Source organism: Streptomyces sp. G-G2 (genome assembly GCF_030063135.1).
In the GTDB taxonomy this organism is placed as follows: Bacteria; Actinomycetota; Actinomycetes; order Streptomycetales; family Streptomycetaceae; genus Streptomyces.
The window spans coordinates 43,034-57,651 of the sequence record NZ_JASISO010000013.1 but is presented as its reverse complement, the minus strand read 5'-3'; the positions used below and the strand labels follow the sequence as shown (position 1 = coordinate 57,651).

12 protein-coding genes are annotated in these 14,618 nt (G+C 70.6%); 3 read left to right on the top strand and 9 right to left on the bottom strand.

Annotation, left to right across the window (positions count from 1 at the left end; all coding sequences use genetic code 11):
* Positions 1 to 80: 80 nt before the first annotated feature.
* The 8 genes from QMF80_RS13145 to QMF80_RS13110 form a co-directional block, all read right to left on the bottom strand.
* Positions 81 to 737, bottom strand: a complete 657-nt coding sequence (locus tag QMF80_RS13145; protein WP_283452741.1) for a phosphatidylserine decarboxylase — start codon at positions 735 to 737, stop codon at positions 81 to 83.
* Positions 738 to 924: 187 nt separating this feature from the next.
* Entirely contained in the window at positions 925 to 2,130 is a 1,206-nt protein-coding gene (locus QMF80_RS13140) for an acyl-CoA dehydrogenase family protein (RefSeq protein WP_283452739.1), read from the bottom strand.
* Between the two features lie 2 nt (positions 2,131 to 2,132).
* Positions 2,133 to 2,645, bottom strand: a complete 513-nt coding sequence (locus QMF80_RS13135) for a MaoC family dehydratase (RefSeq protein WP_243341651.1) — start codon at positions 2,643 to 2,645, stop codon at positions 2,133 to 2,135.
* Positions 2,646 to 2,650: 5 nt separating this feature from the next.
* Positions 2,651 to 3,625: an HpcH/HpaI aldolase/citrate lyase family protein gene (locus QMF80_RS13130; RefSeq protein ID WP_283452735.1), complete on the bottom strand. Its 975-nt coding sequence runs from the start codon at positions 3,623 to 3,625 to the stop codon at positions 2,651 to 2,653.
* The gene (locus QMF80_RS13125; protein WP_283452733.1) at positions 3,622 to 5,673 is read right to left on the bottom strand and encodes an ethylmalonyl-CoA mutase; all 2,052 of its coding nucleotides are present in this window, start codon (positions 5,671 to 5,673) and stop codon (positions 3,622 to 3,624) included. The genes QMF80_RS13130 and QMF80_RS13125 overlap by 4 nt, the downstream gene beginning before the upstream one ends.
* A gap of 29 nt (positions 5,674 to 5,702) precedes the next feature.
* Complete coding sequence (gene ccrA, locus QMF80_RS13120; RefSeq protein WP_283452731.1) at positions 5,703 to 7,040, bottom strand: crotonyl-CoA carboxylase/reductase; 1,338 nt, start codon at positions 7,038 to 7,040, stop codon at positions 5,703 to 5,705.
* A gap of 396 nt (positions 7,041 to 7,436) precedes the next feature.
* On the bottom strand, positions 7,437 to 8,255 hold the full coding sequence (locus tag QMF80_RS13115) for a TetR family transcriptional regulator (RefSeq protein WP_283452730.1): 819 nt from the start codon (positions 8,253 to 8,255) through the stop codon (positions 7,437 to 7,439).
* 186 nt (positions 8,256 to 8,441) lie between these two features.
* Complete coding sequence (locus QMF80_RS13110; RefSeq protein WP_283452728.1) at positions 8,442 to 10,262, bottom strand: 3-hydroxyacyl-CoA dehydrogenase family protein; 1,821 nt, start codon at positions 10,260 to 10,262, stop codon at positions 8,442 to 8,444.
* A gap of 362 nt (positions 10,263 to 10,624) precedes the next feature.
* Between QMF80_RS13110 and QMF80_RS13105 the strand changes: the two genes are divergently transcribed.
* A complete protein-coding gene (locus QMF80_RS13105; RefSeq protein ID WP_283452726.1) occupies positions 10,625 to 11,182 on the top strand; it encodes a HEAT repeat domain-containing protein in 558 nt (185 codons plus the stop codon).
* A gap of 82 nt (positions 11,183 to 11,264) precedes the next feature.
* Here the strand turns inward: QMF80_RS13105 and QMF80_RS13100 are convergent, their stop codons facing one another.
* The gene (locus QMF80_RS13100; RefSeq protein ID WP_283452725.1) at positions 11,265 to 12,815 is read right to left on the bottom strand and encodes an alpha/beta hydrolase; all 1,551 of its coding nucleotides are present in this window, start codon (positions 12,813 to 12,815) and stop codon (positions 11,265 to 11,267) included.
* Positions 12,816 to 13,111: 296 nt separating this feature from the next.
* On the opposite strand from QMF80_RS13100, the gene QMF80_RS13095 reads away from it, so the two are divergent.
* Both QMF80_RS13095 and QMF80_RS13090 read left to right on the top strand, forming a co-directional pair.
* On the top strand, positions 13,112 to 13,555 hold the full coding sequence (locus QMF80_RS13095) for an SRPBCC family protein (protein WP_283452724.1): 444 nt from the start codon (positions 13,112 to 13,114) through the stop codon (positions 13,553 to 13,555).
* Between the two features lie 229 nt (positions 13,556 to 13,784).
* Entirely contained in the window at positions 13,785 to 14,618 is an 834-nt protein-coding gene (locus QMF80_RS13090; RefSeq protein ID WP_283452723.1) for a M55 family metallopeptidase, read from the top strand.

Here is a 14,618-nt window from a genome sequence, read left to right as displayed (position 1 = left end):
TCTCCTCCTCGGCCTCGGGCACCCAGTCGGCCCGGCCGGGGCCGGTCTTCTGGTCCGCCCGGCTCGCCGGTGATTCGGGATCAGTCACGGTCAATTCGAGTCACCCCCGCGGTGGTGGCCTGTCCGACCTCGACCGCGACCTCGACACCCTCGGGAAGGTAGATGTCGACGCGCGATCCGAAGCGGATCAGACCGATGCGCTCGCCCTGCTCCACCTTGGTACCGGCGGGCAGGTAGGGAACGATACGACGGGCGACCGCTCCCGCGATCTGCACCATCTCGATGTCGCCGAGCTCGGTGTCGAAGTGCCAGACGACGCGCTCGTTGTTCTCGCTCTCCTTGTTGAACGCCGGAACGAACCCACCGGGGATGTGCTCCACGGACGTCACCGTGCCGGCCAGCGGCGCGCGGTTGACGTGGACGTTCAGCGGGCTCATGAAGATCGCGACGCGGGTGCGCCCGTCCTTCCACGGCATGATGCTCTGCACCACACCGTCGGCGGGCGAGATGACGCGGCCATGGGCGATCTCTCGCTCGGGGTCGCGGAAGAACCACAGCATGCCCGCCGCCAGCGCAGTGGTGGGCACGGCCACGGCAGCCCAGCGTCCGGACCTGCGGGCCCGGGTGAGGCTGATGGCTGCGGTGGCGACGGTCGGCAGAAGCCACGGCGATGCTCCGCGCGCGAGGCGTCCACCGAGGAGGCCGACGCGAGGTGCAGAGGTTTGGCTGTGGGGCATGGATGACCTTCGTAGCGGGTGATTGCCGCGCCGCAAACTGGGGGACGGGACGGCGGCTTTACTGGAATGCTATCGGTTGCACGCAACAACTGGGCAAGCCAGAAGCCGAGTCGATGTCCGTGGGCCAGTGACTGGATGTGATCTTTCCGCCGAAATTTTTTGGACATTTCGGAACGAAAAGCCACTTTCAGCCCTGCAGTCGGTACTCCTCGAGCAGGCGTCGCCCGATGATCATTTTTTGGATCTCGGCGGTACCTTCACCGATCAGCAGCATCGGGGCCTCCCGGTAGAGGCGCTCGATCTCGTATTCCTTCGAGAACCCGTAGCCGCCGTGGATGCGGAAGGCGTCCTCGACCACCTCTTTGCAGTACTCGGAGGCGAGGTACTTCGCCATCCCTGCTTCGAGGTCGTTTCGTTCCCCGGAGTCCTTTTTGCGTGCTGCATTGACCATCATCGCATGGGCGGCCTCGACCTTGGTAGCCATCTCGGCCAGCTTGAACTGAATGGCCTGGTGCTCCGCGATGGCTTTGCCGAAAGTGTGACGTTGCTGGGCATATGAGACACCCAACTCGAATGCACGCTGAGCGACGCCACAGCCACGGGCCGCCACGTTGACACGGCCGACCTCGACCCCGTCCATCATTTGGTAAAACCCTCGGCCGGTCGCCCCGCCGAGTACGCGATTGGCCGGAATGCGCAGTCCGTCCATGATGAGCTCGGTCGTGTCGACGCCCTTGTAGCCCATCTTGTCGATCTTGCCCGGGATCGTCAGCCCCGGACGCACCTCGCCGAAGCCCGCTTCCTTCTCGATCAGGAAGGTCGTCATCGACTTGTGCGGCGCGGTGCCCTCCGGGTGGCCTTCGTCACTCCGCACGAGGACGGCGACCAGCGTGGAGGTGCCGCCGTTGGTCAGCCACATCTTCTGGCCGTTCAGGACGTACTCGTCGCCGTCCCTCACCGCCTTGGACGTGATGGCCGACACGTCCGAGCCGAGCCCCGGCTCCGACATCGAGAACGCGCCGCGGATCTCGCCCAGCGCCATGCGCGGCAGGAAGTGGTCCTTCTGTTCCTGCGTACCGTGCTGCTTGATCATGTACGCCACGATGAAGTGCGTGTTGATGATGCCCGAGACGGACATCCAGCCCCGCGCTATCTCCTCCACGCACAGCGCGTAGGTGAGCAGCGACTCACCCAGGCCGCCGTACTCCTCCGGGATCATCAGCCCGAAGAGGCCGAGCTCCTTGAGTCCGTCGACGATCTGCTGCGGGTACTCGTCGCGGTGCTCCAGCTCGGTCGCGACCGGGATGATCTCCTTGTCGACGAACTCGCGGACGGTCTTGAGGATCTCCCGCTGGACGTCGTTGAGCCCGGCGGTCTGGGCGAGTCGGGCCATGGCTACTTCCCCTGTTCCTTCAGCGTGGGGCGGCCGGGCTGCTCGCCGCCGCGCTCCTTGATGTACGTCTCGGTCGGGACCATCACCTTGCGCCGGAAGACGCAGACGAGGGTGCCGTCCTGCTTGTAGCCCTTGGTCTCGACGTAGACGATCCCGCGGTCGTTCTTGGACTTCGAGGGGGTCTTGTCGAGGACTGTGGTCTCGCCGTAGAGGGTGTCGCCGTGGAAGGTCGGCGCCACGTGCCGCAGCGACTCGATCTCCAGGTTGGCGATGGCCTTGCCGGATACGTCGGGCACCGACATGCCCAGCAGCAGCGAGTAGATGTAGTTGCCCACGACCACGTTCTTGCCGAAGTCGGTGGTGTTCTCGGCGTAGTTGCTGTCCATGTGCAGCGGGTGGTGGTTCATGGTCAGCAGGCAGAAGAGGTGGTCGTCGTACTCGGTGACCGTCTTCCCGGGCCAGTGCTTGTAGACCGCGCCGATCTCGAACTCTTCGTAGGTGCGTCCGAACTGCATGGGGATCAGGCCTCCGGGATTTCGAACTTCGACGTGCGCTGCATCCCGGCGGCCCGCCCCTTGCCCGCGATGACCAGGGCCATCTTGCGGCTGGCCTCGTCGATCATCTCGTCGCTGAGCATCGCCGAGCCCTTCTTGCCGCCCGCTTCCGAGGTGCACCAGTCGTAGGCGTCGAGGATCAGCTCGGAGTGGTCGTAGTCCTCCTGAGAGGGGGAGAAGACCTCGTTCGCGGCGTCGACCTGACCGGGGTGCAGCACCCACTTGCCGTCGAAGCCGAGGGCCGCGGCGCGGCCCGCGACCTCGCGGTAGCCGTCCACGTTCTTGATCTGGAGGAAGGGGCCGTCGATCGCCTGGAGGTTGTGCGTGCGGGCCGCCATCAGGATCCGCATCAGGATGTAGTGGTAGGCGTCAGCGCCGTAGCCGGGCGGCTGCATGCCCACGACCAGGGACTTCATGTTGATCGAGGCCATGAAGTCGGCCGGGCCGAAGATGATCGTCTCCAGCCGGGGCGAGGCGGCCGCGATCTCGTCGACGTTCACCAGGCCCTTGGCGTTCTCGATCTGGGCCTCGATGCCGATCTTGCCGACCTCGAAGCCCATGGTCTTCTCGATCTGCGTCAGCAGCAGGTCGAGGGCCACCACCTGCTGGGCGTCCTGCACCTTGGGCAGCATGATGCAGTCCAGGTTCTGGCCCGCGCCCTCGACGACCGTGATCACGTCGCGGTACGTCCAGTGCGTGGTCCAGTCGTTGACGCGCACGACCCGGGTCTTGCCCGTCCAGTCGCCGTTGTTCAACGCGTCCACGATCGTGTGCCGGGCGCCTTCCTTGGCGAGCGGCGCGCAGGCGTCCTCCAGATCCAGGAACACCTGGTCGGCGGGCAGGCCCTGGGCCTTCTCCAGGAAGCGCGGGTTCGAACCCGGCACCGCGAGGCAGGAGCGGCGGGGCCGCAGCCGGTTCACCGGGGAAGAGGGCGTGGTCATGCGGGAACCTCCAGGGGGTCGAGCTTGTTCGCTTTGCGGATCTCGTCGACGATACGGCCGATGATCTCCGTGATGCCGAAGTCCTTGGGTGTGAATACGGCGGCGACTCCGGCCGCCTTGAGTGCCACCGCGTCGGCCTGGGGAATGATGCCGCCCAGCACGACCGGTATGTCACCCGCCCCGGCCGCCCGCAGGCGTTCGAGGACGTCGGGGACCAGCGCGCTGTGCGAGCCGGACAGAATGGACAGTCCCACGCAGTGCACGTCCTCGGCCAGCGCCGCCGCGGAGATCTCCTCGGGGGTCAGCCGGATGCCCTGGTAGACCACCTCGAACCCGGCGTCGCGGGCCCGTACGGCGATCTGCTCGGCCCCGTTGGAGTGCCCGTCCAGGCCGGGCTTGCCGACCAGCAGCCGCAGCCGTCCGGTGCCCAGCTCCTCGGCCGTACGGGCCACCTTCGCCCGGACCTCGGCCATCGGCGTGCCCGGCTCGGCGGTGACCGCCACCGGGGCCGAGGAGACCCCGGTCGGCGCGCGGAACTCGCCGAACACCTCGCGCAGCGCGGTGGACCACTCGCCGGTGGTGACACCGGCGCGGGCACACTCCAGGGTGGCCTCCATCAGGTTCTCGGTGCCCGTGGCGGCCTCCTTCAGCCGGTCCAGGGCCTGCATGACCGTCGGGAAGACGAACGGGTCGCCGCCCCCCTGCCGGTCCGCGGACTCCTGGCGCTCGGCGCGCCAGCGGCCGATCCGTTCGACGGTCAGCGCCTCGACGGCCGCGTCCACCGTCATGATGGCGCCGTCCAGGTCGGCGGTGAGCGGGTTCTCCTCGGTCTGCTGGTAGCAGTTCACGCCGACGATCTTGTCCTCGCCCGCCTCGATCCGGGCCCGCCGCTCGGCGTGCGAGGAGACCAGCTGGGACTTGAGGTACCCGGACTCGACGGCGGCCATCGCCCCGCCCATCTCCTGGATCCGGGCGATCTCCGCCGTGCACTCCTCGACCAGGGAGTCCACCTTGGCCTCTATGACGCGCGAGCCTTCGAAGATGTCCTCGTACTCCAGCAGGTCGCTCTCGTGGGCCAGGACCTGCTGGATGCGCAGCGACCACTGCTGGTCCCAGGGCCGGGGCAGGCCCAGCGCCTCGTTCCAGGCGGGCAGCTGCACGGCCCGGGCGCGGGCGTCCTTGGAGAGGGTGACCGCCAGCATCTCCAGCACGATCCGCTGGACGTTGTTCTCCGGCTGCGCCTCGGTCAGCCCCAGGGAGTTGACCTGGACGCCGTACCGGAAGCGCCGCTGCTTGTCGTTCTCGATGCCGTAGCGCTCCCGGGTGACCCGGTCCCAGATGCGGCTGAAGGCGCGCATCTTGCACATCTCCTCGATGAAGCGGACGCCCGCGTTCACGAAGAAGGAGATACGGGCGACCACCTCGCCGAAGCGCTCCGGCGGGACCTGGCCCGAATCGCGGACCGAGTCCAGCACGGCGATCGCGGTGGACATCGCGTACGAGATCTCCTGGACCGGCGTGGCCCCGGCCTCCTGCAGGTGGTAACTGCAGATGTTGATCGGGTTCCACTTCGGGATGTGGTTGACCGTGTACGCGATCATGTCCGTCGTCAGGCGGAGCGAGGGCCCGGGCGGGAAGACGTGCGTCCCGCGCGAGAGGTACTCCTTGACGATGTCGTTCTGGGTGGTGCCCTGGAGCTGGGCGACGTCCGCGCCCTGCTCCTCGGCGGCCACCTGGTAGAGCGCCAGCAGCCACATCGCGGTGGCGTTGATCGTCATCGAGGTGTTCATCTGTTCCAGGGGGATGTCCTGGAACAGCCGCCGCATGTCACCGAGATGGGAGACGGGCACACCGACCCGGCCGACCTCGCCGCGGGCGAGGATGTGGTCGGGGTCGTAGCCGGTCTGCGTCGGCAGGTCGAAGGCGACCGACAGGCCCGTCTGGCCCTTGGCGAGGTTGCGGCGGTACAGCTCGTTGGACGCCTCTGCCGTGGAGTGACCGGCGTACGTCCGCATGAGCCACGGCCGATCCTTCTGACGCTCTGTCATCTCAAGCGATCCTTAAGCCCTTTGGCGTCTCAGACGTCACGGAAGCGGTTGATGGCGTCGAGGTGCGTCGCGCGCATCTCGTGGTCGCGCACGCCCAGGCCCTCCTCGGGGGCCAGCGCGAGGACGCCGACCTTGCCCTGGTGCAGGTTGCGGTGGACGTCGTAGGCGGCCTGGCCGGTCTCCTCCAGGGAGTAGACCCGCGACAGGGTGGGGTGGATCTTGCCCTTGGCGACCAGGCGGTTGGCCTCCCACGCCTCGCGGTAGTTCGCGAAGTGCGAGCCGACGATCTTCTTGAGGGACATCCACAGGTAGCGGTTGTCGTACTCGTGGTTGTAGCCCGAGGTCGAGGCGCAGGTGACGATCGTGCCGCCCTTGCGCGTGACGTAGACCGAGGCGCCGAAGGTCTCGCGGCCGGGGTGCTCGAAGACGATGTCCACGTCCTCGCCGCCGGTCAGCTCGCGGATGCGCTTGCCCAGGCGCTTCCACTCCTTGGGGTCCTGGGTGTGCTCGTCCTTCCAGAACTTGTAGCCCTCGGCGCTGCGGTCGATGATCGCGGTGGCGCCCATGGCCCGGCAGATGTCGGCCTTCTGCGCGCTGGAGACCACGCAGATGGGGTTGGCGCCGCCGGCCAGGGCGAACTGGGTGGCGTAGGAGCCGAGGCCGCCGCTGGCGCCCCAGATCAGGACGTTGTCGCCCTGCTTCATCCCGGCGCCGTTGCGGGAGACCAGCTGGCGGTAGGCCGTGGAGTTGACCAGGCCGGGGGAGGCGGCCTCCTCCCAGCTGAGGTGGTCCGGCTTGGGCATCAGCTGGTTGGACTTCACGAGGGCGATCTCCGCGAGCCCGCCGAAGTTGGTCTCGAAGCCCCAGATCCGCTGCTCTGGGTCGAGCATCGTGTCGTTGTGGCCGTCGGAGGACTCCAGCTCGACCGAGAGGCAGTGCGCGACGACCTCGTCGCCCGGCTGCCAGGCGTTGACGCCGGGGCCGGTGCGCAGCACCACGCCCGCCAGGTCGGAGCCGATGATGTGGTACGGCAGGTCGTGGCGCTTGGTCAGCTCCGAGAGGCGTCCGTAGCGCTCCAGGAAGCTGAAGGTGGACACCGGCTCGAAGATCGAGGTCCACACGGAGTTGTAGTTGACCGAGGAGGCCATGACGGCCACCAGGGCCTCGCCCGGGCCCAGTTCGGGCACCGGGACCTGGTCCAGGTGCAGCGACTTGCGCGGGTCCTTGTCGCGGGTGGCGAGCCCCGCGAACATCTCGGTCTCGTCCTTGTGCACGGTGATCGCGCGGTAGGAGTCGGGGAGCGGCAGGGCTGCGAAGTCGGCGGCCGTCGCGGCCTGCGACTGGATCGCGTCCAGGATGTCCTTCACGGTGGTGCCTCCGGCGGAGCGTTGAGGGAACGCTGAGGGGTCTACGAAGGTGGTGCTGGGTGGTGCTGCTGAGGGGACGTGCGGGTACAGGTGTGCCGTCGGTCCGGCGGGGTGGTGCTGGCGACGCGCTGGTGGCGCGGAGGGTGCCTGTGACGCAGGCGTCCGGGGCGCGTTCCGTGCCGTGGTGGGCGTGGGCCGCGGGGACATCCGGACGAGATTCAACGTATGGCACCCCGTGTCACTCGGCAAGGCACTGCGTGCCAAAAACTTCTCTCATTTGCCGATTGACCTGCGCAGATGAGCGATGATCGATCAGAGTTACCCGCGAGTAGGGGCAAGCTGGACATACGGAAAGGGCCGCCCCCGGAACGGGAGCGGCCCTTGTGACGACCGTCGCTACTTGTTGTTGCGCAGCGCCTCTTCGATCGTCCGCATGACCTCGTCGAGCGGTGCGTCGGTACGGGCCACCGCGACCAGGACCTCGCCCTCGGTGCGGGCCGCGGCCGGAGCCGCGGTTCCGCCCCCGGCGCCCGAGCGCCCGGCGCCGATGCCGCTGCCGAAGGTCTTGCGCACGATGGAGAAGGCGTGGTCCAGCTGCCCCTCCACGTCCCCCTGGCCGCCCGCCCGCAGCCAGCGCCGCAGCACGTGGTTGTGGGCGGTGACCACCGCGGAGGCCGCCACTTCGGCGAGCAGCGGGTCGTCGTTGCCGTCGTGGTGGTCCTGCTCGTCGAAGTGTGCCAGCAGGTAGCGCGTGAACAGCCGCTCGTAGCGGGCCACCGAGGCGATCTCGCGCTCCCGCAGGGCGGGCACCTCACGGGTCAGCCGGTAGCGCTCCACCGACACCGCCGGCGAGGCGGCGTACATCTTCATGACTTCCTTGATCCCCCGGCACACCGTGTCGAGCGGGTGCTCGTGCGCCGGGGCCACGTCCAGGACCGCCTCGGCCCGGGTCAGGGTGTCGTCGTGGTCCGGGAAGATCGCCTCTTCCTTGGAACGGAAGTGCCGGAAGAAGGTCCTGCGCGCCACCCCCGCGGTCGCGGCGATCTCGTCGACCGTGGTGGCCTCGTACCCCTTGGTCGCGAACAGCTCCATGGCCGCCGCGGCCAGCTCGCGGCGCATCTTCAGGCGCTGGGCGGCCGCCCGGGTACCCGCGGCGCTCTCCGGGGCGTCGGAGGCGGAGGTGGCGCGGGACGAGGTCTTGGCGGGCTGGGACATAGAGCGAAAGTACTTCATTCGCCCGGGAGAGCGCTCCTGCGGGGCCCCGGCCGGGGGCCGCGACCGGTCACTGACGGGGGTGGATGCGGGGGAGGGCCCGCACTGGGCTCGGTGGGAGTGTCCCGCCGTGAGGGTCCGGCGTTGCCGAGCAGCCCTCCCCACGCATCCGGCTCTGGTGCCCGCGGCCTACCGGCGGGCGTACTCACGGAAACCGCGGCCGGTCTTGCGGCCCAGGCAGCCCGCCGCGACCAGGTGCTCCAGCAGCGCGGAGGGGGCCAGCCCCGGGTCCCGGAACTCCTTGTGGAGCACCTTCTCGATGGCGAGCGAGACGTCCAGACCGACCACGTCGAGGAGTTCGAAGGGCCCCATCGGGTAACCGGCGCCCAGCTTCATCGCCGCGTCGATCTCGTCGAGGCTCGCGTAGTGCTGCTCGACCATCTTGATCGCGTTGTTGAGGTACGGGAACAGCAGCGCGTTCACGATGAACCCCGCCCGGTCCCCGCAGTCCACCGGGTGCTTGCGCACCTTGGCGCAGACCGCCCGGACCGTGGTGTGCACGTCGTCGGCGGTCAGGACCGTACGGACCACCTCGACCAGCTTCATCGCGGGCGCCGGGTTGAAGAAGTGCATGCCGATCACGTCCTGCGGGCGCGAGGTCGCGCGGGCGATCGCGATCACGGGCAGGGACGAGGTGGTGGTGGCCAGCACCGCGCCGGGCCTGCACACCTTGTCCAGGGCCGCGAACAGGTCCTGCTTGACCGCCAGGTCCTCGGCGACCGCCTCCACCGCCAGGTCGACCTCGGCGAAGGCCTCCAGCGAACCGGCCGGGGAGATCCGGTCCAGGGTCCGCGCCGCGGCCTCCGCCGTCAGCCGTCCCTTGTCCACCGCACGGGCCAGGGACTTGCCGATCGCGGCCTTCGCCGCGTCCGCCTTGTCCTGGCTGCGCCCCGCCAGCACCACGGAGTACCCGGCCTGGGCGAAGACCTGGGCGATCCCGCTCGCCATCGTGCCGGAACCGGCCACGCCGACCGAGGAGACCGGGCGGCTCGCGGCGATCACGGCGCCGTCCAGCGGGGTCTGGAGGTCGCGCACGATGACCGGGCTGCCCTGGGCCTCGTACGTGTAGAAACCGCGCCCGGACTTGCGGCCGGTCAGTCCGGCCTCCGCGAGGTGGCCCAGGATCGGGGCCGGGGCGTGCAGCCGGTCGCCGGAGGAGGCGTACATGGCCTCCAGGACGGTACGGGCGGTGTCCACGCCGATCAGGTCCAGCAGGGCCAGCGGCCCCATCGGCAGACCGCAGCCCAGTTTCATGGCCGCGTCGATGTCCTCGCGGGAGGCGTACTTCGCCTCGTACATGGCGGCGGCCTGGTTCAGGTAGCCGAAGAGCAGCCCGTCGGCCACGAACCCGGGCCGGTCGCCCGCCGCCACCGGCTCCTTGCCCAGCTCCCGGGCGAGCGCGGTGACCGCCTCGACGGCGGACGGGGCGGTGAGCACGCAGGAGACGATCTCCACCAGCTTCATCGCCGGGGCCGGGTTGAAGAAGTGCAGGCCCAGCACGCGCTCGGGGTGCCGGGACTCGGCGGCGAGCCGGGTCACGGACAGCGCGTTCGTCCCGGTGGCGAGCAGCGCGTCGGGGCGCACGATGGCGTCCAGCGCGGCGAAGACCTGCTGCTTGAGCTCGTAGGACTCCGGGACGACCTCGATGACGAGGTCGGCGTCGGCCGCCGCGGTCAGCTCGGTGAAGGTGCGGAAGCGGGAGAGCACGGCGTCCCGCTCCTGCCCGGTCAGCCGCTCGCGGGTGACCGAACGGGCGGTGGCGGCAGCCAGTGCGGCCGTGGCCCGGCGGCCCGCGCTCTCGTCGATGTCGATGCCGATGACCTCGCGGCCGGCCCGGGCGAGGACCTCGGCGATGCCGGTGCCCATGGTGCCGAGGCCGACGACGGCGATCGTGTGCAGGGAGGAGGGTCCGGAAGCGGACGGGGTGGGCTGACTGGACTGACGGTCCATCGCGGGACTCCAGTGAAGAGTGACGACTGAGGGAGGGCGCGCGCACAGGGGCGCGCCGAATGCCGAGCGGGCGGAGGTCCGTAGACGCGAGGCCTTACGGGCGGGTGCCATGCAGGGCTGTGCCGTGCGGGGCGGAGAGCGGCGGACCCTGTCCCGGGGCCACGCCGTACGAGCATCGGTACCCGGGCAGAACGGGGTACCGGACCGACGGACACGGGAGCGGCTGCGTCACCAGGCCGCTCTCGTACGTGTTGTGGAGGACATTAACCCGTCGGTAACCGGTTGGCCAGAGCACGGGAGATGTCCTGCGCAGATGTGACGTACACCGCTCGCCCGTGCCGCGGCCGTCCTAGGGTGGGTGGGTGAACGTGCTGGAGCGGCTACGGGCAGAGGCGGACCAAGCGCCGGAGTACGACGCGCTGTTGACGGCGCGACCGGACGCGCTGGCCGATTCGCTGACGGCCGCGGGCCGTCCGCTGTGGGCCCGGGAGCTGGCGGCCTACCGGCTCGGGCTGGCCGGTGACCGGCGCGCCTTCGAGTCCCTGGTGCTGCTGCTCAACCACCGCGACCCGCCGCGCTGCGAGGCCGCCGCGCAGGTCCTCGCCGTGCTGAACGATCCCCGGACCGCCCGCGCGGCGGCGGCCCTGGCCACCAACGAACTGCGCACGGCCTACGCCCTGCACCCCGTCCGCCTCCTGACGGCGCTGCGGGCTCCCGAATCCGTCCCCACCCTGATCGCCACCCTCGCCCGGCTGCTGAGCCCGCGCGATCCGTACTGGCGGGTGGCGCTGGCCTGCGTGGAGGGGCTGGGCGTGCTCGGTGACCCGCGGGCCCGGGAGGTGCTGACCCGGGCCCAGTCCCACCCGCGCCTCGCGGTGGCCGCGACCGAGGCGCTGCGGGGGCTCACGGCCCCCGCCTGACACCTCCGGCCGGTCGCGGTGGTCCTCCGGCCGGTCGCGGTGGTCCTCCGGCCGGTCGCGGTGGGCCGGGCACGCGCCGGGTTCAGCCGCGGAAGCCGAGCATGCCGTGCAGGGCGGCGCCGCCCGCGGTCGCCGGAACGGCGCGGGTGGCAGCGGCGGGCTTCGGATCGGGGCGGGCCGCGCAGGCCGCGTCCGCCGCCGCGCCCGTGGCCAGGTACGCCGCCAGCTTCTCGTCCAGGCAGGTGTTGCCGCTGAGCGCGATGCCGTGGTTGCCGCCGCCCTCCTCGACCACCAGCGCGGAGTTCTTCAGCTTCTCGTGCATGCGCACCCCGCCCCGGTACGGGGTCGCCGCGTCCAGGGTGGCCTGGAAGAGCAGGGCGGGCGGCAGTTCGGCGTTGGTGACGTCCGGGGCCGCCAGGGGCTCCGTCGGCCAGAACGCGCACGGGGCGTTGTACCAGGCGTTGTTCCAGGTCATGAAGGGCGCCTCGGCGTGCGTGCGCCACATGTCGGCGCGCCAGGTGTTCCAGTCCTTCGGCCAGGCCGAGTCACGGCACTGGACCGCCGTGTAGACGCTGTAGCTGTTGCCCGCCGAAGGCTCCACCGCCCCGAACCGCTCGTAGGCCGCCACCAGGGGTTTGGTCTCGCCGCGCGCCGCGTAGGAGGCGAAGACCTCCGCGAGGCTGGGCCAGTAGCCGTTGTAGTAGCCGCCCGGCATGTAGGTGTCCTCCAGCTCGGCCGGGCCCACCTTCCCGCCCGCCGGCCTGGTGCGCAGTTCCTCCCGCATCGCGTACCAGCGCTTCTCCACCCCGGCCGGGTCGGTGCCCAGGTGGTAGGCGGAGTCGTAGCGGGCCACCCAGGCCAGGAAGGCCTTGTGGCGGGCGTCGAAGGCGCGGTCCTGGGTGAGGTTGTCCTCGTACCAGATGCCGTCCGGGTCGACGATGGAGTCCAGCACCAGCCGGTGCACGCGGTGCGGGTACAGCTTCGCGTAGACCGCGCCCAGGTAGGTCCCGTACGAGTAGCCGAAGTAGCTGATCCGGGGCGCGCCGAGGGCCGCGCGCACCAGCTCGATGTCCCGGGCGGCCGCGACCGTGCCGATGTGGGGCAGGACGTCCGCGTGCTTGGCGCCGCAGGCCCCGGCGAAGGACCGCACCCGCTCCAGGTTGGCCCGCTCGACGGCCGGATCGAGGGGCACGGAGTCCGGGCGTACGGCCGCGAAGTGCCCGGCGGCGCAGTCCAGCGCGGGCTCGCTCTTGCCGACCCCGCGCGGGTCGAAGCCGATGACGTCGTACTGGGCGGCCACCGCCTTGGGGAGCGCGGAGGCCACGTAACCGGCCAGGGCCCGCCCGCTGCCGCCCGGTCCGCCCGGGTTGACCAGGAGCGGCCCCTGGGAGGTCTTGCCGGTGTGCGGGACCCGGGTCAGGGCGAGGGAGATCCGCCGCCCGGCGGGCCGGTCGTGATCGAGGGGGACCGAGAGGGAGGCGCACTGGAGGGTCGGGTAGCGGGCGGTCTTGCAGTCGCTCCAGCGCAGCGCCGGAGCGACGGGGGCGGCGGCCGTGACCGGGCTCGCGAGGGCGGTGGCGACGGTGGCGACCGACAGCAGCACCGCGGCGCGCTTCTTCAAGGGGCGGATCATGGGGCCTCCCAGCCGAGGGTTCTGGGCGGAATCGTCCCGGAACCAGCGGGCGGAAGCCGGGATTGGGAGGCGCGTTGGCCCGATCTGATGACATTTCAGCGGCGCGGACGGGTGGCGCGCGGGGCCGACGGGCCGCCCGCGGCGCTCGCGCCGCGGAGGAACGTGTGACCGCCAGGCCGACCCCGCGGAGCGGGCCCCCGCGGCGCGTTGCCGCGGCGGACCCCGGATTTGGGCGGCCGACCCGGAGGTGGTTGGCTTGCGGGGGAAGTGCGATCACAACTGCTGGAGGAACAGGTATGGCGCAGGTCGAGGCCACCACGGAGCGGATCATCGCGGCCGACGCGGAGACCGTGTTCGACGCGCTGGCGGACTACAGCGGCACCCGGAGCAAGCTGCTCCCCGAGCACTTCAGCGAGTACGAGGTGCGCGAGGGCGGCGACGGCGAGGGCACCCTGGTCCACTGGAAGCTCCAGGCCACCAGCAAGCGCGTGCGTGACTGCCTGCTGGAGGTCACCGAGCCCACGGACGGGCAGCTCGTGGAGAAGGACCGCAACTCCTCCATGGTCACCACCTGGACCGTGACCCCGGCGGGCGAGGGGGCGGCGAAGGCCGTGGTCAGCACCGTGTGGAACGGCGCGGGCGGCATCGGCGGGTTCTTCGAGCGCACCTTCGCGCCCAAGGGCCTGGGCCGGATCTACGACGCGGTGCTGGAGAAGCTGGCCGCCGAGGTCGAGGGCTGAGCCAGTGCCGGGCGGCCCCGTGAGGGGACCGCGGACCGGTGGGCGCCCCCGCGGCGGCTCACCGGTTCGAGTGGACACCGCGGCCCGGCCCGCCGTGCCCGGCCGCTCTCCGCGCCCGCCCGTACGCGGCGCCCGCGCGGCGGCGCCCGGCGCGCCGCTCCCTGGGCGCGGGCGGTGGCCCTGGATAGGCTGGGGCACCTGCGTCGCGACCGACCGCCCGGGGGCCCTGATGAAGATCCTCGTCTCCGCCGACATGGAAGGCGCCACCGGCGTCACCTGGCCCGCGGACGTCCTGCCCGGCACCCCCCAGTGGGAACGCTGCCGCGCCATGTTCACCTCCGACGTGAACGCGGCGGCCCTCGGCTTCTTCGACGGCGGCGCCGACGAGGTGCTCGTCAACGAAGCCCACTGGACCATGCGCAACCTGCTGCTGGAGCGGCTGGACGAGCGCGTGCAGATGCTCACCGGCCGCCACAAGTCCCTCTCCATGGTCGAGGGGGTCCAGCACGGAGACGTCGACGGGATCGCCTTCGTCGGCTACCACACCGGCGCGGGCGAAGCGGGCGTCCTCGCGCACACCTACCTCGCCAACTCCATCACCGGGGTCTGGGTCAACGGCGTGCGCGCGAGCGAGGGCAGGCTCAACTCCCTGGTGGTCGCCGAGTACGGGGTCCCCGTGGTCCTCGTCACGGGCGACGACCTGACCTGCGCGGACGCCGCCGGGTACGCGCCCGGCGCCCGTACGGTCGCCGTGAAGGACCACGTGTCGCGCTACGCGGCGGTGTGCCGCACCCCCGCCCGGACCGCCGCCGACATCCGGGCCGCCGCCAAGGAGGCCACCGCCCTCGCGGTGCGGTACGAGCCGGTGCGCCGCGGCCCCTTCACCGTCGAGGTGGAGTTCGACGCCGAACACCTCGCGATGGCCGCGACCGTGGTTCCGGGGGTCGAGCGGACCGGTGAGCGCCGGATCGGCTACACCAGTGGGGCGATGTACGAGGGGATCCGGACCTTCAAGACGGTCACGACGATCGTCTCGGCAGCGGTGGAGGAGCAGTATGGGTGA

What these genes read in the sequence shown, in the direction of transcription:
- QMF80_RS13145 (WP_283452741.1), bottom strand. Translation starts at nt 737, where the DNA reads ATGCCCCACAGCCAAACCTCTGCACCTCGCGTCGGCCTCCTCGGTGGA.
- QMF80_RS13140 (WP_283452739.1), bottom strand. Translation starts at nt 2,130, where the DNA reads ATGGCCCGACTCGCCCAGACCGCCGGGCTCAACGACGTCCAGCGGGAG.
- QMF80_RS13135 (WP_243341651.1), bottom strand. Translation starts at nt 2,645, where the DNA reads ATGCAGTTCGGACGCACCTACGAAGAGTTCGAGATCGGCGCGGTCTAC.
- QMF80_RS13130 (WP_283452735.1), bottom strand. Translation starts at nt 3,625, where the DNA reads ATGACCACGCCCTCTTCCCCGGTGAACCGGCTGCGGCCCCGCCGCTCC.
- QMF80_RS13125 (WP_283452733.1), bottom strand. Translation starts at nt 5,673, where the DNA reads ATGACAGAGCGTCAGAAGGATCGGCCGTGGCTCATGCGGACGTACGCC.
- QMF80_RS13115 (WP_283452730.1), bottom strand. Translation starts at nt 8,255, where the DNA reads ATGTCCCAGCCCGCCAAGACCTCGTCCCGCGCCACCTCCGCCTCCGAC.
- QMF80_RS13110 (WP_283452728.1), bottom strand. Translation starts at nt 10,262, where the DNA reads ATGGACCGTCAGTCCAGTCAGCCCACCCCGTCCGCTTCCGGACCCTCC.
- QMF80_RS13100 (WP_283452725.1), bottom strand. Translation starts at nt 12,815, where the DNA reads ATGATCCGCCCCTTGAAGAAGCGCGCCGCGGTGCTGCTGTCGGTCGCC.
- QMF80_RS13095 (WP_283452724.1), top strand. Translation starts at nt 13,112, where the DNA reads ATGGCGCAGGTCGAGGCCACCACGGAGCGGATCATCGCGGCCGACGCG.
- QMF80_RS13090 (WP_283452723.1), top strand. Translation starts at nt 13,785, where the DNA reads ATGAAGATCCTCGTCTCCGCCGACATGGAAGGCGCCACCGGCGTCACC.